Consider the following 18899-nt stretch of genomic DNA (forward strand, 5'->3'; position numbering starts at 1 on the left):
CCTCCGCAGCCAACCTCCGGATCAGCGCCCAGTCCTCCAAAGTGATCACTCTCCAATCGTCGAGTGTTCACTTTTCACCGCCGAAACTGACCAGTTTTCGAGCGTCGTCGACATGCGGGAGGGCGCCGCTGGTTCAGAGGTCTCCCTCTCGACCGTTACGCAGTTCGGCGAGGAGATGGGCCAGACGGCGATCGACCTGCTCATGGAGCGGATTCGATCAGGACGCACAGCGGCCCGTCACCGCCAGCTGCAGCCCGAGTTGCGCGTCCGCTCGTCGTCGCGACGAGCGAGGCCGGAAAGGTCGTAGCGGGGCCGCGGGGCTGAGAGGGACCATGAGCCGGACCTCGGCGAGCAAGCGCCGCGTGCCATGCGCGTCGTCAGGACGCCGATTCGCTCGGGCCTCGATTCGGATATGGTGCTCGACCCGTTTCGGGCTCGTCACCTTTGCCAGCTAGATAGCGCCAAGAGGGTCACCACCAGTGGAAGGGTGTGGTCCCCCAGCCGCCGTCGCCGATCAATACCGCGGAATCACACGGGTGGCGACGCGCCAACAGTCGAGCGTCGTGAGGGTGATGCACCACAACGGTCCCCCAGCGGTCCCCGCGGGGGACCCTTCGGCGGCGAAATCGCGCTCGATATGGGCGCAGGCGGCTGGGGGTCAAGGGGAGAAAAACCCGGCTTAACCAGGGCTTTATTTGCGGAGACGGAGGGATTTGAACCCGGGCTGGGCGAGGACACTCAGGTGGGTCGGAGCGCGTTCATGTGGATTTGACGCGGTTCGCGGTCGCTTTCGTGGAGGTTCGCTTGCGCGTGCGGTGATTCAGTTGTTCGCAAATTCTTCGCATGTGAACGGGGGCGGCTCAGCGCTCCAGTCGACCAGGCGGTTCAGCCCTCCGCGTGCGAGCGAAGCTCCGGTTCGAGTGTACTTAGGTTGATCTCTCGACAGCGTCTTCGGCCACATCGACGAGGTCGGGCTCCTCGCTGCGGAACGACTTGAGGCAACTGTCGATCCTCCCATTGCCGCGGCGCATCCACCCCTTACGCCGGAGGCCGCCGCCCGCTATCATTCGACCCAACATCTCCTTTCTTGGAACGGGGTGTGACGTGTCCGAGTTCGCGAACGGCCGAATTCCGGAGTCCAGACTGGTCGCGCTGGGTAGTGGTCGTGACGCAGACGGCACTTGGAAGCACCTAGCGCCGCCCGGCACTGCCGCGCGCTGGAACTGGCTCAGGGCAACCGGACGCGCCAAGTATGGCGTCACGCTCAGGGTCACACCTGGCTGGAATCTCTTCCGCCCGCTCGACATCCAATTCCTCTACCGTCGACGGCTAGGGATCATGGCTGCGCAGCCGGGATTCTCATCCCACGGCGGGGTCTTCCGCGGCCGAGACTGCATGGCGATCGATGTGCAGAACTGGGGCGACCTCGCCCCCGGAAACTCATTCACCGCGTGGGCGCGGTTCGTCGCCTTGTGTCGTCTCGCTGGGTTTCAAGTCGACTTCGTCAAGCCGCGAGAGACCTGGCACATTGGCGATTTCGACCCATGGAAAGTGCCGGCCGCGGCCAAGGACTTTCGCATCAACTCCATCAGAGTTCGAGGTCAGGAGGAAAGTGATATGCCGATCATCATCGTTCAACGAGCAGACGCGAAGCTTGCAAAAGGGCTCTTCGACACCACAACCGGGAAGCTCCGCCGCGAGATCTCGAAGTCTGAGAACAACCTCTATCGAGCCGCACAGAAGACCGACCCGGCCGCAGTAATCTACGCGACCGTCAGTGACAAGGACTACGCGGTCCTACGCGGATGAATCGCCGCGAAAGTTGAGAGCATTCTCGACCCTCCTCGGCTGAGTCACCCAGCCGAGCATCCCGTTCGAGCACCACCGGCTACACCCAACTGAGTGTGGCGACGACCGCTCGAGGCGGAGGTTCCCCGCCGTGGCGGAACATTCGGCGCGGTTGTCGGCAATCAGAGACGAGGGGCGTTATCCCTTCGCACACGAACTCGCGCGATCGGTCAGATTCGCCTTCTGACCTGGGGCTTGCACCGGTGCCCAGAGCGAGAAGTGCATGGCGCGTCACATCTTTTGCGAACAGATTCCGTTCTCAAAGTGTTCGCAGATCGCGCACTTCGCCAAAACAATTACGTCTTGATCAGGGCTATTTTTTGCGGAGACGGAGGGATTTGAACCCTCGGTCCCCGTGAGGGGACTCCACCTTAGCAGGGTGAGATCGATCACTTACGCGACGGCCAACTCAATCGGCCACCTGCCGCGGATCGCCGCGGTTTATGCACTTCATCTGGGTGTTTCTGGACTATAGGCGTTCGCACTCCTCGCACTCCTGGCACTTCACACTCGTCGAATCTCCGCGTCCTCGGGGTTCTCGGGGACCCCTGGGGGACTATTAGCTCGGATCGATACCCGCGCGCTTCCGCGCCGGAACATGTGTCACCGCGATCAACCTGCCGCAATTCTGGCGGTAACACAAGATCAGGACTTCGGGCCTCTTCGCGCTGCCACAGAATCGATCTGTTCTAGGCCGGTGCAGACGCACCGGCCAGGCCAGCGACGCCTGCACCGGGCACTCGTCTCAGCGACGCGCGAGCACCTCGACGAGTGCACGTGCAGTTGCGACGCTGGACTGCGGATTCTGACCGCTCACGAGTGAGCCATCGGTGACGACGGTTACCGACCAGGGCTCGCCAGGCTCGACGAGAACACCGAGCTCCCTCAGCCGGGACTCGACCAGGTAGGGCGAGGCATCGCCGAGTCCGCCCTGGCGCTCCTCATCATCGGTGAACACCGCCAGCCGGCGACCCGCGAACGCGAATGTACCGTCTTCGCGCACCGCGCTGAGAAGCCCAGCCGGCCCGTGGCACAGCACACCAACGACGGCGTCGCGATCAATGGCGTCGACGAGGAGGCGCCCGAGATCGGCGTCGACCGCGAGATCGACCATCGGGCCATGTCCGCCCGGCAGCGCGATCGCGTCGTACTCGCCCGAGCGGACGTCGGCAAGCGCACGCGGGTGCGCGAGAAGTTCGTCGATCGAGGAGAGGTAGGCGCGCAAGTCATCGGCGGGTTCGCCGGCGAGACTGCCAGGATCGACCGGAGGACGCACGCCGCCCGGCGTCGCAATGTCCACGTCGTGACCAGCAGCGACGAGGCCGCGGTGCAGTTCGACGAGCTCCTCTGCCCAGAATCCCGTCTGGTGCGCCGTGGAGTCCGCGAGCGCGATGGCGTCCGCTCCGGTGACTGCCAAAAGTACGTGTGCCATGTCTTCTCCTGTTCGGCGACTTGCTCAAGCCGCTGAAGTTCGAGAACGATGCACCCATCACTCGAATTTCCTATGCTGTTCCTGAGTCATCACTTTTCTGATGGGAGCGGCTTGTGCAGAACCTCGATCTGCTTCACACGTTCGTCGAGGTGCACCGGGCAGGATCTGTCACTGCTGCCGCGACACGACTCGGCATCAGCCAGCCAGCCGTGAGTGACCGGATCACGCGACTGGAGGAAGACCTCGGCACGGCGCTCTTCACACGGACCCCTCGCGGCTCGGTGGCGACCTCGGCCGGCGACGCACTTCTGCTGCGGGTGGCGGGTTCAGTCGACCGCCTGCGCGATGTCTGGTCGGCACCGCCGTCAGGACCAGGCGCAACGGTGCGCGTGGGCGGGGCGAGCGACGTTGTCGCTGCCCGAGTGATCCCCGCGCTCGCGCCGCTCACGGCCGAGAGCATACAGCTCGAGTTCACCCTGGGCTTGGCGCCGGACCTGCTCACCCAACTCACTGACGGTGCTCTCGATGTCGTGGTGTCGTCAGTGCGGAAACCGCTGAAAGGCATCCGGTATCGCGGACTCGTCGACGAGGAGTTCGTTCTGGTCGGCGCTCCGTCTCTCGCCCGCACGATCGATCGCGGCCGCCTGGCGACCGATCCGGCGACCGCCCTGCAGCACCTTCCCCTGGTCGCGTACGACGCCGATCTGTCGATCGTGCGCCGATACTGGCGCAGTCAGTTCGGCGATCGACCCGCAAATCCCGTGGCACTGACGGTCCCCGATCTGCGCGGCGTTCTCGCCGCAGTCGCGGCGGGTGCGGGCATCTCCGCGTTGCCGCGCTACCTGGCCGACGCCGCGATCGGCGCCGGCACCGTGGAAGTTCTACACCGACCAGGGGAGGCACCGATCAACACCCTCCACCTCGCGATCTCGGCCGACACACGAATGACGGCCTCGACGAAGAGGGTGATCGACACTCTGGCTGAGCGCGCACGTGACTGGGACGTCTTCTGATCGCCCGCCCTCATGACGTGGCCCAGTTCAGTCCGGGCTCGTCTGGATCCGTCCTGCAGTCTGGCGGTCGTCATCGCTTGGCGCGTCTGGTCCGAGGTCGTCCGCCGCTCAGCTCGTAGCGCGCACGATCGCGAGCTCGAGCGCAGCCGTGACGATGTCGAGCGACGCGAGGGAGACCCACTCGGATGCCGCATGGGCGCCCCCTCCATCGACCCCGAAGAGCACCGTGTCGATCCCGGCCGCACTCAACAGCGCGCAATCGGTCCAGAACGCCTCACCCCGTTGCAGGGGCGACTCGCCGGTGAAATCTTCGATCGATGAGGCGAGGACGCCCGCGATCACCGAGTCGTTCGCCGCGGCGAACGGGGGCCGGTGCGCTGTCACTTGTACGTCGAACCGGAACTCAGAGTCGGTTGACGAGATCTGCTCGAGCAACCCGCGAAGCTCACGTTCCGTCGTGAGATCATCCTCACCAGGGATGGTGCGGCGTTCGATGACCATGCTGCACTCGGCAGGGTAGGTGGATGCTTCTGTGCCGCCGCTGATGGTGGATACGTGGATGCTGCCGGTGCCGAGCATCGGGTGTGGCGCGCTGGTCGCGAGTTGGCGTCCGTGGTGGTCGATGGCGGTGAGGAATCGGCCCGCCTTCGCGATCGCGTCGACCCCCAGGTCGGGTCGCGAGCCGTGGGCGGACGTGCCGTGGATGGTGACATTCGCCCAAACGAATCCGCGGTGGGCTATGACGAGGTCGAGGCCGCTCGGCTCGACGACGATCGCGCAGTCTGTGACGATGTGTCGCAAGACCTCCGCCGTGCCCCCGCTCGCCCACTCCTCATCGGCGACGAGCGCGACGACGATGTCGCCGGCGTGCGGACGGGATGCCGCGGCCGCAGCTGCGATCATGATCGCGGCGACGCCCGACTTCATGTCGTACGCGCCGCGGCCATACAGCTTGCCGTCGCGCTCGACAGGTTCCAGCCCCTTCCCCTCGTAGCTGGAGAGCGCCACGGTGTCTAGGTGTCCGTTGAGCATGATGCTCGTCCCCTGACCAGTTCCGTCCGCGATGGCGAGGATCGAGGGGCGTCCCGGGGTCTGCTCCAGAAGCCGGCAGGCGAATCCGCGCACGCTGAGCCACTCGGCCGCGAACTGCGCGATCGCGGCCTCCCCGGCACCGCCGGGCACCAGCTCCGGGTTCACGGAATCGATCTCGATCAGCTGCTTCGCGAGCGCGATCGTCGCGTCCTGGTCGACCATCACATGCCCTTCGGCAAGGGATTGGCCGTGCGGCTCTCGGTGCTCAGAAGCAGCACGTGCGCGTTGGCCGGAAGGGGCTCGGTTGCGATGAGAGCGCGGAGACCGGCGAGGGATGCCGCGCCGCACGAGCCCGCGTCGATGCCGAGTGACTCGAGATCGTGCACGGCGCGCGCGGCCGCAGTATCCGTCACAACAACCGCTGCGTCGATACCTGCTTTCAGGGTCGGCCACCCGAGGTCGGTGACGGTGCCGCAGTTGAGTCCAGCCATGATCGTCTTGCGCGTCGGCACGACGAGGGGTCGACCGGCGTGGAGCGACGCGATGAGGGCGGGAGCAGCCTCCGGTTCGACACTGAGCACAGTGGGCGCAGAGTCGGTGGATCGGTAGTGACGCACGACGGCTTGCGCGAGCGACCCCACCCCTACCGGAACTGCGACCGCGTCGATTCGATTGACGCCGACAGCGCGAAGTTGCTGGTCCGCCTCCAAGAGGAGGGTGGAGTAGCCGTCGACGATCCACTCGGGTATCTGCCGGTAGTCGTCCCACGATGTGTCCTGAATCAGCATTGTGGCCTGCTCGGCGCTTCGAGCGAGGCCCGCCGCCCTCGTCACTACGTCGTCGTACGACTCATCGAGTTCGATGAGCGCCGCTCCTTCCGACGCGATGCCCTCCTTCGACGCGCGAGTGATGCCAGAGGGGACGAAGATCCGCGAGTCAAGGCCGAGGAGCCGGGCGATCCGCGCGACAGCGCGCCCGTGATTGCCGTCGGTCGCCGCGACAAGCTCTATCGCGTCATGTCGGGCGATCAAAGCCCGAAGATCGGCGATGGGGAGAGCCGCTTCAGGCGCGCCGTAACGTGCACCCAATGCCCGCGAGATCGCATACGAAGCGCCGAGGATCTTGAAGGCGGGCAGCCCGAGCCGGGATGACTCCTCCTTGACATGCACGGTGGCCACACCGAGTTCGCGGGCTAGGTCGGGTGACGGCACGAGCCGCGTCGGCACATATCCAGGGAGCGAGCGGTGGAACTCGAGCACGTCGGGAGCTGGCGTCGTGCGCCACTCGCGCGCAGCGGGATTCCGATAGACCGTGGTGCCGATGTCATCCATGAGACGACACTATGTACAGCTAAGTAACGCATCAATGGCATCATTCAGATGAGTATCGATGAAGAGAGTTGACGGATTGCGGCATGTACGACCTTCACCGACTGCGACTTCTACGTGAGGTCAGCCAGCGCGGCACACTGGCGGCGGTGGCCACAGCGCTGGGGTTCAGCCCCTCGGCGGTTTCGCACCAGCTCACCGTCCTGGAACGCGAAGTCGGCGTGCCACTCCTGGAACCGGCCGGCCGCGGGGTGCGTCTCACACCAGCGGCGGCATCCCTCGTGGAGCACACCGAGGTCATCCTCCTCGAAATGGAACGGGCAGCCGCGTCCATCGCGGCAAGTCGCTCCGATGTGACCGGGGCGGTACGCGTCGCCACCTTCCAGACCGCAGCGCACGCAGTCATCCCCGCCGTGCTGCAGGGGCTTTCATTGCGCCATCCGAATCTCACCCTGTCGTTCGCGCAGGTGAGCGCGGATGCCGCGATTCCTGCGCTTGCAGCCCGCGAATTCGACGTCGTCCTGTCCGAGCGGTATCCCGGAGGCCGGTCGCACGCCCACCCCGGGGTCCACTCCGAAGAGGTGATCTCCGATCCGCTCTCGCTCGCGACGCCTGCTTCTTGGGGCGAGGTCCGCTTGAACGACCTCGCCGACGCATCGTGGGTGATGGAGCACGCAGCGAGCCACCCGCGAGAATGGTCGACCACGCTATGTCGATCCGCCGGATACGAGCCGCGCGTCGCATTCGAGTCAGCCGACCTCTACCTGCACGCCCTGCTCGTGGCCCACGGCCAGGCGGCTGCACTCCTTCCATGGCTGGGATTCCGACCTCACGACGAAATTCGGCTTACACCGACGGGCCGTCGCCGATCAGTGGTGCTCTCCCTGCGGGCCGGAAGCGAGTCCAATCCTGCGATCGCCGCAGTGCGGAGTGCGCTCCGCCAAGGGCTCAAGGAGCAACTCCTCGCGGAGCCATCACCGGCGCCCGGGACGGACTAGTGCACCCACGTGCTCTTGCGCGGCCGACGCCACTAGCCTTCAAAGGTCCCGTCGATGGTGATACCGCCGTCGACCTTGAGGACGGCACCGTGTACGAAACTGGCGTCCTCTGACAAAAGAAATGCGATCACGTTCGCGATCTCCTCAGGCTCGGCGAGACGTCGCAGTGGGGTGCGTCTCACAAGCGCCGCCTCGCTGAGCGCGCCGCTGCGCAATCCGCTTCTGACCATCTCGGTCGCGACGTAGCCGGGTGCGATCGCGTTCACGCGGATGCCGTACCCACCCCATTCGACCGCCAGGGTGCGGGTGAGTCCGAGCACACCGCTCTTCGCCGTGGCGTAGGCAATCCTGCCCGGAAGTCCGAAGGTCGCCCCGACCGATGCGATGTTGACGATGGCGGCCCCGCCTGCATCGCGGAGGCCAGGGAACGCCGCACGACTGCAGAGCATCGCTCCCGTCAGATGGATGCCGAGCTGCAATTGCCAGAGCGCGAGATCGGTCTCTTCGGCAGGCGAGCGGAAGAGGACACCTGCTCCATTCACCAGGCCGTGGATCCTTCCGTGACGCTCGAGAATCTCTGCAAAGGCGTCGCCGACAGCTCGCTCATCTGTGACATCGAAAGCCAGCGGCTCGTGTCCGCCTTCGACCGGATAGGCGGCGTTTAGCTCAGCCACGCGCTCAGCGACGTGGTCGCCGGACTTGTCGGCGACGCCGACTCGCCATCCTCGAGACGCCAGCAGCATCGCGGTTGCCGCGCCGATGCCTTGCCCAGCACCGGTCACTACACCGAATCGGGTCATTTCCATGCTCCGTTCTGGTTGGAGTCTCGAAGCGGGGCAGGGGGTTCTCAGCGCACGTCAGGCACGAAGGCGTATGCGGTATCGAGATACTCGTGGATGCCCTCACTTCCACCCTCACGCCCCATTCCGGAGTGCTTCGTCCCCCCGAACGGGGCGGCAGGATTGGAGATGACGCCGGCATTCACCCCGAGCATTCCCGCGTTGATGGTCGCCATGAGCCTGTTGGCGCGAGCAAAGTCAGCGGTGAACGCGTACGCAGCCAAGCCATACTCGGTCCCGTTGGCGAGCGCGATGCCCTCGTCCTCCGTGCGGAACTTGGTGACGGCGACGACTGGCCCGAATATCTCCTCCTGGAAGAGGCGGGCGTCGGGGGGTACGTCGGTGAGGAGCGTAGGCGGGAAGTACGCGCTACCCTCAGCACTCTCTCCCCCGACGATCTCGTAGGCACCGTCCTCGATCGCCGCGTCCACGAGCGCACGAATGCGGCGACCCGCCCCCGCGTTGATGAGCGGTCCGACGTCGACACCGTCCTCGAGGCCGTGGCCGACCCGCAGGGCGTTGACCCGGGCTGCGAGCCGCTCCACGAACGCGTCATGGATGCCAGCCTGCACGAGGAACCGGTTGGCGGCGGTGCACGCCTGACCGACATTCCGGAACTTCGCCAGCATCGCCCCGTCAACGGCCGCGTCAAGGTCCGCGTCATCGAAGACGAGAAATGGTGCATTGCCGCCGAGCTCCATCGATGTTCGCAGGACGTTGTCGGCCGCTTGCTTGAGTAGCGTCTGCCCGACCTGGGTGGATCCGGTGAAGCTGACCTTACGCAGTCGACCGTCCCGCATGAGGACCTCTGAAATGGCCGCGGATTGAGTACTGGGAATGACGTTGACCACTCCGGCCGGTACCCCGGCCTGCTCGAGCAGCGACACGACGTACAGGGTCGTCAGCGGGGTGAGGGCCGCCGGCTTGATGATCGCGGTGCATCCGGCGGCGAGTGCGGGGCCGATCTTGCGGGTCGCCATCGCCAGTGGGAAGTTCCATGGCGTGATCAAGTAGCAGGGACCGACGGGTCGGTGGGTCACGATCATGGCGCCCGACCCCTCTGGGGTCGTTCCGGTGCGTCCGCCGATACGGACGGCTTCTTCTGCGAACCAGCGAAGGAACTCGCCGCCGTATCGCACCTCTGCGGCAGATTCGCTGAGCGGTTTGCCCATCTCGAGCGTGATGAGCCTTGCCAAGTCTTCAGCGTGTTCGTTGACGAGGTCGAAAGCACGCAGCAGGATCTCGCCGCGGACTCGTGGCGCGGTCCGCGCCCACTGCTCGCCCGCCGATGCTGCGGCGTCGAGCGCCGCGAGCGCATCGGCAGGAGTGGCATCAGCCACCTCGGCTATCACTTCCCCGGTAGCCGGGTCGTGCACCGGGAAGGTGGAACCGTCGGTGGCGTCTCGCCACTTTCCGGCGATGTACAGACTGCTGGGGAGCCGGTCCACACCGTTGCTCATGCGTTGCCTCCAACGATCTGGCGCGTCGTTGCTTCTGGTGCATTGAGGTATTCGCGCACGAGCTGCGCGACACGCTTTGGGGACAGGCCGTACTTGTCGAGGAGAAAGTCGTTGGGTCCGGATTCGGACCACGCATCCTGCAGTCCCATCCGCGCGACCCGCGGTGAGTGGAACCGTTCGGCGAGCGTCTCGCTCACGAGGCCTCCCAGGCCTCCGATGATGCTGTGCTCCTCCACTGTGATCACGATTCGGGCGCCGTCGACCGCCTCCATCAACGATGGGACGTGCAGCGGCTTGATGGTGGGCACGTGGATGACGCGGGCGTGGATCCCGATCTCGTCCAGGATCTCCGCGGCCTCGTAGACGCGTGAGCTTTGCGCCCCCGTGGATACCAGTGCGATGACGCCACCCGGGCGCAGAGTGATCACCTCGCCGAGCTTGAATGTGTAGTCATCGGGAAGCACCTGGCGGACCGCGTCGCGTGCCAACCTCACGTACACGGGACCGTCATGCTGAGACGCCCACCGGGTGACCTCTGCGGTTTCGATCTCGTCGACGGGAGCGAGGACGGTCATGTTCGGCATCGCCCGCATGATGGCCAGATCCTCGATGTCTTGATGCGTTTTGCCACTGCTGCCGTTGAGGAGGCCGCTGTAGGCCCCGGCGACCCGCACAGGTGCCTGGGTCTGTGAGACCAGCATCCGGATGGGATCCAGTGCTCGGTGCGTAAGGAAGACACCGAATGTCGACAGCCAGGGGCGGAAGCCGGCAGTGGTCAGTCCGAACGCGATCCCCACCATGTTCTGTTCCGCGATCCCGACTTCAACGAACCTGTCCGGGTAGGCCGCCGCGAACTTGTCCGCCTTGGTGGAGTTGGCCAGGTCCCCATCGACGATGACGATGCTGGGGTCCACAGCACCGATCTCGACGAGGGTGTCACCCCACACGTCGCGTTGAGCCCTCACAGCGTCGTCTCCTCGATTGCGAGTTCGCGTCGCGCGATCTCGAGTTGCTCCGGCGTGGCAACGCCGTTGTGCCACTTGTATGTACCGCTGGTAAACGAGAGGCCGTGGCCCTTGGTGGTGCGCGCGAGGATCACCGTGGGCTTGTCGCTGGTGGAGGCGTTCTCCACCGCAGCTTCGTATGCGCCGAGGATGTCGCCGAAGTCGTGCCCGTCGACACTGAGGACATTCCACCCGAAACCGGTCAGGATGGCGTGCAGGTCCACGTGCGACCACGGGTCACTGCGGTCGAATCTGTCGCGGGTGGCAACGGCCGGCCAGCCGAACTGCTGGAGTCCGTTCAGGTCGACGATGGCGACCAGATTGTTCAATCGGTACCGGCTGGCCGAGTTGAACGCCTCCCAGATCATGCCCTCCTGGAGCTCACCGTCGCCGAGCATCACCCAGGTGCGGTAGCCGGCGCCGAGCTTTTTCGCTCCCAGTGCGATTCCCACACCCGCAGACAGCCCCTGACCCAGCGACCCGGTGGACACATCCACTCCGGGGGTGAGCTTCATGTCGGGGTGTCCCTGAAGCCGCGAGTTCCCGTGGTCGAAGGTGGCGAGTTCTTCGACGGGGAAGTATCCGCGTAGCGCGAGCACGCTGTACAGGCCGATCGCCGAGTGCCCTTTTGACAGCACGAAGCGGTCGCGGTCCGGGCTATGCGGGTTGCTCGGGTCGATGCGGAGCGTCTCGAAGTAGAGCGCCACCAGGAGGTCAGTCATGGACATGGGTCCACCAATGTGGCCGGCCTTACTTTGCGTGACCGTGTTCACGATGTGCCAGCGAACAAGCTGGGACAAGCGCGCGAGTTCCGGGTACTGCGTGGGCGCGTCCGGATCGACAGTCAATCCTCGTCTGGCGTCTTCGCTCATGTCGCTATCCTACCTGTTTACGGACACTGCGTCCATTTTTTATCTGGTCTTGGCAAGAGGTGGCGCCTGGAAGAAGAATGGGCCCCCGAGCGCTGGCAGCGGTCAGCTAATGAATCGGTCGTCTCGCAGGGCGGAAAGATGGTCGAGGAAGCTCTGGTGGCTATCGATGCAGTCAGCGAACCCGGCCTGACGAATCTTGATGGTGCTCTGCACCATGTCGAACTCGGTGCGCCACCATCCTTCGACGAAAGGCCAGGCCACAAAGTCGGGGAACGTCGTCTCCCGCAGACCTTGCCGAGTGGTGAGTTCGACCCAATCCGCGTCACGGCCGATCATGTGAGCTTCCAGGTCCAACGGCTGCGGCTCCGCGCAGGGCATGTCGAAGAACTCTGCGATCGTCGGCCACAGGTGGCACCATCGGAAGTGGTCGCCGTTGGTGACGTTGAAGGTTTCGTTCCGCGCCGTACCGGCGGTGAAGGCCCACTCCACGGCGCGGGCCAGTATGCGCGCGTCGGTGGCCTGATGCAGAGCCCGCCATGCGCTCCAGGAGCCCGGGAATCGGAGGGGGACTCCCTCGCTCTTGCTCAGCATCGCGAAGGCGGCCACGCCGGACAGGATGTTCATCGGTGAGCGCGCCCCGAATCCGATCACTCCATCCGGTCGTAGCACGGTGAACGTCGCGCCGCGCCGCCCCACCCATTCCCGCATGGCATCTTCCTGCGGGTTGTAGAGGATCGGGCCGAGGATTCGCGGATCGGTCTCTTTCGCAGGCGTTCGGTAGGGTCCGAGGTGTTCGCCATAGGACTTGCCACCCCCGATGAGCTGGATGTGCGCGACGTCCGCGCCGTCACGATCCAAGCCGGTGAGCAGGTTGCGGAACATTTCGGCGTTCAGGTTCGTCGTCGCCGCGTGGTTCGCCCCTTCGACGTACGCTGCGTAGACGACGTGGGTGATGGGAGTGAGCGACCCCGGCGGGACACCGTCGGGAACCGAAAGATCGCCGAGAAGGATGAGTTGGCCCGATCCAGAGTCCGTTGTTCGCGGACCCGAACGCGACAGCGCCGTGACCATCCGCCCAGACTGGCTCAACTGCCGGGCGATCGCTCCCCCAGTGACCCCGCTGGCGCCGACGACAAGGTAGTTCTCGTTGCTCATGCACACGTTTCCATCGGTGACTCGCGATGCCGCTGCGCGGTGGGCAACCCCAATGGAACCGGACCGTCGGAACGCACGCCCAGCCGCCGACGGATGCTCGCGAGCACCGCCGGTGAGGCGTGGATCTGAGGAGCGCTCACTGAGCGCACACCGGGCACGGCCTGCACGTAGGTCTGCACCAGACCCGCGTATGTGACAGCCATGGAGGGGCAGCTCTCGCACGCCCCGTAGAACTCGATGAGCACGTCACCTTCGTCGCTGACAGTCGCGGTCATGTCACCGGCGTGTCCCCGAAGTCTGGGTCGGACGAACTGCAATGCCTCTTGCAGTTGGTCTGGATCGACCGTCATCAGTCGCCGGCTTTCTTATACTTCTCGGGGATCTCGTAGCCGAGCCCGCGCGCGAAGCTGAGCCCGAACACCTTCTCCTTGATCTCGCGCGTCAGCTCGGGGTAACCGTAGCGATCCTGCAGTTCCTCAGGCATTTCGAGATTGGCCCACATGTCGATGTAGGACTGAATGTCGGGCCAGATGAAGCCCTCGGAACCGTACGCCAGTCGGTCGGGCCCCACGAAGAGCAACGCCTGGCCGATGCGGTGCAGCATTGCGTACGGCTGGAGGAAATACTGGTTGAACCAGAGCGGCAGCAGCAGGTGCATGTTGGGGAATCGTCCAGCAATCGAGATCATCTCGTCGACGTAGGGATCGCCCATGTGGTGGATGCCGAAGTTGAGGTCTGGGAAGTCGTACGCCGCCATCTGCAGGTCGTTCGGCTTGAAAGCCTCGACCGGATGCATGCCCAGTGGGTACCCCTTGTGGAACTGCACCATTTTGATGCCCAACTCGAGCGCCTTCTCATACAGCGGGTATGCGACCTCGGGGTCGTCAGCTCTCCAGTAATGGTCACGGTCCTGGTACGTGTAGAACTTGAAGCTGATCGCGCCCATCTCGTGGACCTGACGCTCCATCTCGTGCAGGGCGAAGTCCAGCCCTTGCCAGCTCGGGTCGACGCCGCCCGTGAAGAGCAACCGCTCGGGGTTGCGGAGGGTGAGGTCATAGCACTGCTGGGCGGGGCCGAGCGAGTCCTTCCACGGGCCGAACAGCGGCACAGTCTGCACCATCGCAACGTCCGTGTCAGAGCGCTTGAAAAGCTGATCATTCGCCCAGTCCGGATCAACTGGGTCGTAGAAGTCCGGCTTGGGCGCAGGACCCCCCTTGCTGGCCATCAGCTCATTGAACCCGGCCTGGTTCACGCGGTGGGCGACGACGTTTCGACCATCCGTGCCAGGAGCGATCTGACGATCCGTGAAGTCCTGGCTGTGCACCGCACAGTCGAAAACGAACATTCCGTCTTTCATATTGGTCTCCTCTGTGAGTTGTAGCCACTAAACGAAGTCGCCGTTGGGCTGACCATTCCAAGCTGTCACGCCGCCGTCAACCGGCAGGATCGCGCCGTTGATGAACGACGCACCGGTCGACGCCAAGAACACCACGGCATCAGCGATCTCACGGGGGTCCGCAATCCTGGCCAAGGGGATGAACTTGCCGAACGCCGCTTCGAGACCGGACAACGACTCCAGGTTCTTCACCAGCAACGGCGTGCGCACCGGGCCAGGAGCGACTGCGTTGGTGCGGACACCGGCCTTGCCGTAGTCGATCGCCATGCTGCGGGTGAGGTTCACGATCGCCCCCTTGGCCGCGTTGTACGCCGCATAGTTGAAGTCCGCGCCCACTCCCGAGACCGACGCGATATTGACGATGCAGCCGGCGTAGCGCTCCAGGTGCGGCAGCGCCGCTCGCGACAGGTAGAACACCCCATCCACGTCGACGGCCATGACCCTTCGCCACATCTCATCGGTGGTTTCGGTGACGGACCCAACGGGGGCGATCCCCGCGTTGTTGACGAGCACATCCAGCCGACTGAGTTTGGATATGACGGCACGAATGAAGTCGTCTGCCAGGTGCGGGTTGGAGACGTCCAGCGTCAGCGGCACCAGACGGCGGCTGAGTTCGGGCCCCAGCTCCTCTTGCAGAACCGTGAAGAGGGATGTCTGAAGATCTCCCGCCGCGACCGTAGCGCCCGCTTCGAGGAACCGGCGCGTAATTGCTGCGCCGATCCCGGAGGCGGCGCCGCTGACCGCGACGACCTTGCCGGCGAACAGATCCGAGTTCCACATTCGACTGTGTCCCCTCATCTGAGATCGTTCAGTGGGCACCGGCGCCACGTCCCCTGCGCATCATCGCGAAAAGCCGTCCGTCGCTGAGCACCGCAAGAATGATGACGGCGCCGATGACGACGGGTTGCAGGTGGGGCGAGACGTCCAGCAGCGTGAGGCCGTTGTTCAGGACACCGATGATCAGGAGTCCGACAAACGTGCCCCACATCGACCCCACGCCTCCAGCAAGACTCGCACCGCCGATGACGACGGCCGCGATGACAGCGAGCAGGTCGCTGGAGTTGCCCGCTCCGGGCTGAGCCGCATTCAAGCGCGCACCGACGACGAGGCCAGCGATCGCCGCGAGGAGACCAGCAAGTGCGTATACCCGGAGCTGCATCGCCTTCACCCGGATACCCGACAGACGCGCGACCTCTTCATTGCTGCCGATCGCGTACAGCGAGCGCCCCGCGGGGCGGAAGCGAAGCCACAGACCGGCGATCACGAAGACGGCGATCATGAGGTAGACCTGCAGCGAGATGCCGAGCCAGCGGGTTTGGGACAGACCCTGGAACCAGTCCGGCAGACCAAGGATCGGGGTGCCGTTGGTCAGGTAGAGCGAAAGACCGGTCGCCGCGAACATCGTTGCCAGGGTGGCGATGAACGGCTGGATGTTCCCGTACGCGACCAGGATGCCGTTGAGCAATCCGATCCCTGCGCCGACGGCGAGGCCGACGATGATGGAGAACCAGAACGGCCATCCCAGCTTCTGGTAGGTGACCGCGACCACCATGAAGCTGAATCCCAGCACCGCCGCCACGGACAGATCGATCCCTCCGAGGATGATGACCATCGTCGCCCCGGCAGCCATGATCCCGATATAGGACACCTGGACCAGGATGTTGACGAGGTTGTTCGGGGTCAGGAAGACCGGCGACAGGAATGACATGACCACGATCAGCAGGATGAGGCCGATGAGCGGGCCGGAGAGGATCTTGAGTTTGGTCTTGACCTGCGCGATGCGGATCGCTGTGGTTGTCGCGAGCGTGCCGGTGTTGGTGGCTGAGCCATCCTTGACTGGGGTTGCCATGAGAACTCCTAGAAGTTGGTGAATGGGGCGGGTCAGGAGACAGACAGCTGCATGACGCGCTCGGGGGTTGCTTCGGCACGGGACAGCAGTGCCTTCTGGCGTCCGCCCGCGACCACCATCACGCGGTGGGACAGCATCAGGACCTCTTCCAGTTCGGACGAGACGACGATCACGGATACGCCTTGGGCAGCCAGGCCGCGGATGATCTCGTAGATCGCTTCCTTGGCGCCGACGTCGACGCCGCGGGTGGGTTCGTCCAGGATCAGCACCTTGGGGATGCGAACGAGCCATTTCGCCAGCAGAACCTTCTGCTGGTTCCCACCCGAGAGGAGGCCGACCGGCTTGTCGAGGTTGCCGCGAATGTCCAGCTCTTGGGTCATCCGCTTCTTGAGCCGGTTGAGGAAGCGCGTGGTGACGAAACCGCGCGGAACAAGGCGGGACTCCCAGGGGAGCGACATGTTCTCGGCGCTCGTGCGGTTGAGATTGAGTCCTTGAGTCTTGCGGTCCTCGGGCACCATGTAGATGCCAGCGCCAACAGCGTCGGACACCGATCGGATGCGCACCGGGCGGCCGTCTACGGAGACCTTGCCGGATGAGAATCTGTCAGCGCCGGCGAGGGAGCGGACGATCTCCGTGCGTCCAGCGCCCACCAGGCCGGAGACCCCAAGGATCTCACCTCGCCGAAGTTCGAATGAGATGTCATCGAACCGGCCCGACGAGAGTCCTTCGACGGTGGCGACGATGTGATCGTCATGTGCCGGGGGCTCGATCTTGCGTAGTCCCAGTTCCCGCCCGACCATGGCGCGGATCATTCCTTGGCGATCGATTTCCGCTGCCGGCCATTCGCCGACCTTGCGGCCGTCACGGAGGCAGAAGACGCGGTCGGCGATGGCGGAGATCTCGTCCAGTCGATGACTGATGTAGACGACACCGGTTCCACGAGATCGCAGCACTTCGATCTGTTCGAGCACGCGCTTCGTCTCGTCTTGACCGAGCGACGCCGATGGTTCGTCGAAGATGACAAATGACGGGCGGCGCAGGATGGCGCGGGCGATCTCGATCTCCTGCTGCGTCGCCGTAGACAATCCGGCGACCGGGCGGCGCGGGTCGAGGGTGACGCCGAGGTCTTTGAGCGCGGCTCGCGCCTCCGTCACCATCTGACGGGTCGCAACGCGGCCGCGGTGGGTGGGGAGCCGTCCAAGGAACATGTTCTCCGCGACGGACAGCTCAGGGATCATCTTGATCTCCTGGTGGATGATCGCCACCCCGGAGTTGAGCGCGTCGAGTGGGCCGGTCGGCGCATACTCGACGCCGTCGATGGTCATCGTTCCCTCATCGGGGCGCTTGATCCCGGCGATGATGGAGCTGAGCGTCGACTTGCCGGCCCCGTTCTCCCCGATCAGGCCAACGACCGAACCTGCTTCGATGGAAAAGTCGATTCCGTGCAGGACGGTGTTGCCGCCGTACTGCTTGATGATCCCGGTTGCTGCGAGTATCCGGTTGGTGGTCGCTTCAGTCATGAGCTCTACTCCTGGTGGCCTGCCGGCCCCGATGCTGCATCGGGGCCGGCAAGCAGCTGTGGCGGTGAGGAGGGGCGTCAGCCCTGCGTGCCGTAATACTTGGCGGCGCGTGCTTCCTCGAGGTTGTCCTTGGTCACCAGGATCGACTCCTGGATCTGCTCCTTCGGGATCTCGGAGCCATCGCCCCCCATCGCGGAGATGGCGTTCTCCACGGCGAGCCGGCCCATGTTGTAGGGCTGCTGGCTCATCGTGCCCGACACCTGTCCCTTTTCGATCGCGTCGTACACGGCCGGGAAGCCGTCGATCGTGACGATGCTCAGACCACTGCGGCCTGCCGTCTCGGCCGCGCTGGCTACGCCGAGGGCCATGTCGTCGTTCTGAGCGAACACACCCTGCAAGTCCTCATTGGCGGTGAGGACGTTGGCGAACACACTGACAGCCTTGTTCTGGTCCCAATCCGCGCTGGTGGTGCTGACCACGGCGATGTCGGGGTTCGCGTCCAGCGAGGTCTGGCAGCCCTCCGTCCGCTGCATCTGAGTGGAGGATGCCGGAATTCCTTCGACGATCGCGATGTTGCCCTGGCCGTCGAGAAGCTCCGCGAGGTAGGCACAAGCCTGCTCGGCCATGGCCACACTGTCGCTGCCGATGTAGGTGACGTAGTCACCGCTGGCGGGGAGCTGGTCGACCGAGATCACAGGGATGTCGGCGTCGTTCGCCTGGCTGACCGAGGCGCCGCCCGACGCGGCGTCGAGCTGGATGAAGATGAGCGATCCCACACCCTGACTGATCAGGTTCTGCACTTGATTGACCTGGGTGGAGCTGTTGCCCTGGGCGTTCAGGACGACCAGCTCGTAGCCTTGCTCTGCCGCCGCGTCCTCCATGCCTTCCTGCGCTGCCGCGTAGAACTGATTGACGAACGACATCGAAACGCCGATCTTCGGCTTGCCGCCGTCTCCGCCGCCTGTGCCGGATCCGCCGCCATCGCTGCTGGAGCAGCCGGCGAGCATGAGTGCGCTGGCAGCGACGAGCGCGCCGATAGCGACGGCGGTCGGGCGGCGCCGGTTGAGTCTGTTCTGAATCGACATCGACTCTCTACCTTCCTTGGTAAGGGACCCCACCATGACGGTGAGCTTGTGGCGCCTCGAGGGGCGCG

The 18899-nt window shown here is 64.7% G+C and carries 18 protein-coding genes; 4 read left to right on the forward strand and 14 right to left on the reverse strand.

Annotation, left to right across the window (positions count from 1 at the left end; all coding sequences use genetic code 11):
- Both FFS15_RS18760 and FFS15_RS12460 read left to right on the forward strand, forming a co-directional pair.
- The coding region (locus FFS15_RS18760) for a substrate-binding domain-containing protein (protein WP_212743158.1) at nt 1-307 on the forward strand (307 nt) is incomplete at its 5' end.
- A gap of 797 nt (nt 308-1104) precedes the next feature.
- Nucleotides 1105-1809, forward strand: coding sequence for a hypothetical protein (locus FFS15_RS12460; protein ID WP_137845362.1), 705 nt, complete (start codon nt 1105-1107; stop codon nt 1807-1809).
- Between the two features lie 784 nt (nt 1810-2593).
- Here the strand turns inward: FFS15_RS12460 and FFS15_RS12465 are convergent.
- The gene (locus FFS15_RS12465) at nt 2594-3280 is read right to left on the reverse strand and encodes a type 1 glutamine amidotransferase domain-containing protein (RefSeq protein WP_137845363.1); all 687 of its coding nucleotides are present in this window, start codon (nt 3278-3280) and stop codon (nt 2594-2596) included.
- A gap of 113 nt (nt 3281-3393) precedes the next feature.
- Between FFS15_RS12465 and FFS15_RS12470 the strand changes: the two genes are divergently transcribed.
- Nucleotides 3394-4293, forward strand: a complete 900-nt coding sequence (locus FFS15_RS12470) for a LysR family transcriptional regulator (RefSeq protein ID WP_137845364.1) — start codon at nt 3394-3396, stop codon at nt 4291-4293.
- A 108-nt stretch (nt 4294-4401) separates the two neighbouring features.
- Here FFS15_RS12470 and FFS15_RS12475 read toward each other — a convergent pair whose 3' ends face one another.
- Together FFS15_RS12475 and FFS15_RS12480 are read right to left on the reverse strand one after the other, a co-directional pair.
- Nucleotides 4402-5547 carry a M20/M25/M40 family metallo-hydrolase gene (locus FFS15_RS12475; protein ID WP_137845365.1) on the reverse strand — a complete coding sequence of 382 codons (1146 nt, stop codon included), beginning with the start codon at nt 5545-5547 and terminating at the stop codon, nt 4402-4404.
- Nucleotides 5547-6656: a pyridoxal-phosphate dependent enzyme gene (locus tag FFS15_RS12480; RefSeq protein WP_137845366.1), complete on the reverse strand. Its 1110-nt coding sequence runs from the start codon at nt 6654-6656 to the stop codon at nt 5547-5549. The genes FFS15_RS12475 and FFS15_RS12480 overlap by 1 nt, the downstream gene beginning before the upstream one ends.
- An 83-nt stretch (nt 6657-6739) precedes the next feature.
- Between FFS15_RS12480 and FFS15_RS12485 the strand changes: the two genes are divergently transcribed.
- Nucleotides 6740-7651, forward strand: a complete 912-nt coding sequence (locus FFS15_RS12485) for a LysR family transcriptional regulator (RefSeq protein ID WP_137845367.1) — start codon at nt 6740-6742, stop codon at nt 7649-7651.
- Between the two features lie 32 nt (nt 7652-7683).
- Here FFS15_RS12485 and FFS15_RS12490 read toward each other — a convergent pair whose 3' ends face one another.
- The 11 genes from FFS15_RS12490 to FFS15_RS12540 form a co-directional block, all read right to left on the reverse strand.
- Nucleotides 7684-8451, reverse strand: a complete 768-nt coding sequence (locus FFS15_RS12490; protein WP_249354032.1) for an SDR family oxidoreductase — start codon at nt 8449-8451, stop codon at nt 7684-7686.
- A 47-nt stretch (nt 8452-8498) separates the two neighbouring features.
- On the reverse strand, nt 8499-9950 hold the full coding sequence (locus FFS15_RS12495; RefSeq protein ID WP_137845369.1) for an NAD-dependent succinate-semialdehyde dehydrogenase: 1452 nt from the start codon (nt 9948-9950) through the stop codon (nt 8499-8501).
- Nucleotides 9947-10915, reverse strand: a complete 969-nt coding sequence (locus FFS15_RS12500; RefSeq protein ID WP_137845370.1) for a transketolase C-terminal domain-containing protein — start codon at nt 10913-10915, stop codon at nt 9947-9949. Before FFS15_RS12500 ends, FFS15_RS12495 begins: the two co-directional genes overlap by 4 nt.
- Nucleotides 10912-11826, reverse strand: coding sequence for a transketolase (locus tag FFS15_RS12505; protein ID WP_137845371.1), 915 nt, complete (start codon nt 11824-11826; stop codon nt 10912-10914). Before FFS15_RS12505 ends, FFS15_RS12500 begins: the two co-directional genes overlap by 4 nt.
- A 102-nt stretch (nt 11827-11928) precedes the next feature.
- On the reverse strand, nt 11929-12981 hold the full coding sequence (locus FFS15_RS12510) for an SDR family oxidoreductase (RefSeq protein ID WP_137845372.1): 1053 nt from the start codon (nt 12979-12981) through the stop codon (nt 11929-11931).
- Nucleotides 12978-13331: a NifU family protein gene (locus FFS15_RS12515; RefSeq protein ID WP_137845373.1), complete on the reverse strand. Its 354-nt coding sequence runs from the start codon at nt 13329-13331 to the stop codon at nt 12978-12980. Before FFS15_RS12515 ends, FFS15_RS12510 begins: the two co-directional genes overlap by 4 nt.
- Nucleotides 13331-14338: an amidohydrolase family protein gene (locus FFS15_RS12520; RefSeq protein ID WP_137845374.1), complete on the reverse strand. Its 1008-nt coding sequence runs from the start codon at nt 14336-14338 to the stop codon at nt 13331-13333. The genes FFS15_RS12515 and FFS15_RS12520 overlap by 1 nt, the downstream gene beginning before the upstream one ends.
- A gap of 27 nt (nt 14339-14365) precedes the next feature.
- Nucleotides 14366-15157, reverse strand: a complete 792-nt coding sequence (locus FFS15_RS12525) for an SDR family oxidoreductase (RefSeq protein ID WP_137845375.1) — start codon at nt 15155-15157, stop codon at nt 14366-14368.
- Nucleotides 15158-15185: 28 nt separating this feature from the next.
- Entirely contained in the window at nt 15186-16226 is a 1041-nt protein-coding gene (locus FFS15_RS12530; protein WP_137845376.1) for an ABC transporter permease, read from the reverse strand.
- 32 nt (nt 16227-16258) lie between these two features.
- Nucleotides 16259-17746, reverse strand: a complete 1488-nt coding sequence (locus FFS15_RS12535) for a sugar ABC transporter ATP-binding protein (protein ID WP_137845377.1) — start codon at nt 17744-17746, stop codon at nt 16259-16261.
- 77 nt (nt 17747-17823) lie between these two features.
- Nucleotides 17824-18831, reverse strand: coding sequence for a sugar ABC transporter substrate-binding protein (locus FFS15_RS12540; RefSeq protein WP_137845378.1), 1008 nt, complete (start codon nt 18829-18831; stop codon nt 17824-17826).
- Nucleotides 18832-18899: the final 68 nt, after the last annotated feature.

It is taken from the genome of Microbacterium sp. 2FI, from assembly GCF_005502885.1.
Lineage (GTDB): Bacteria > Actinomycetota > Actinomycetes > Actinomycetales > Microbacteriaceae > Microbacterium.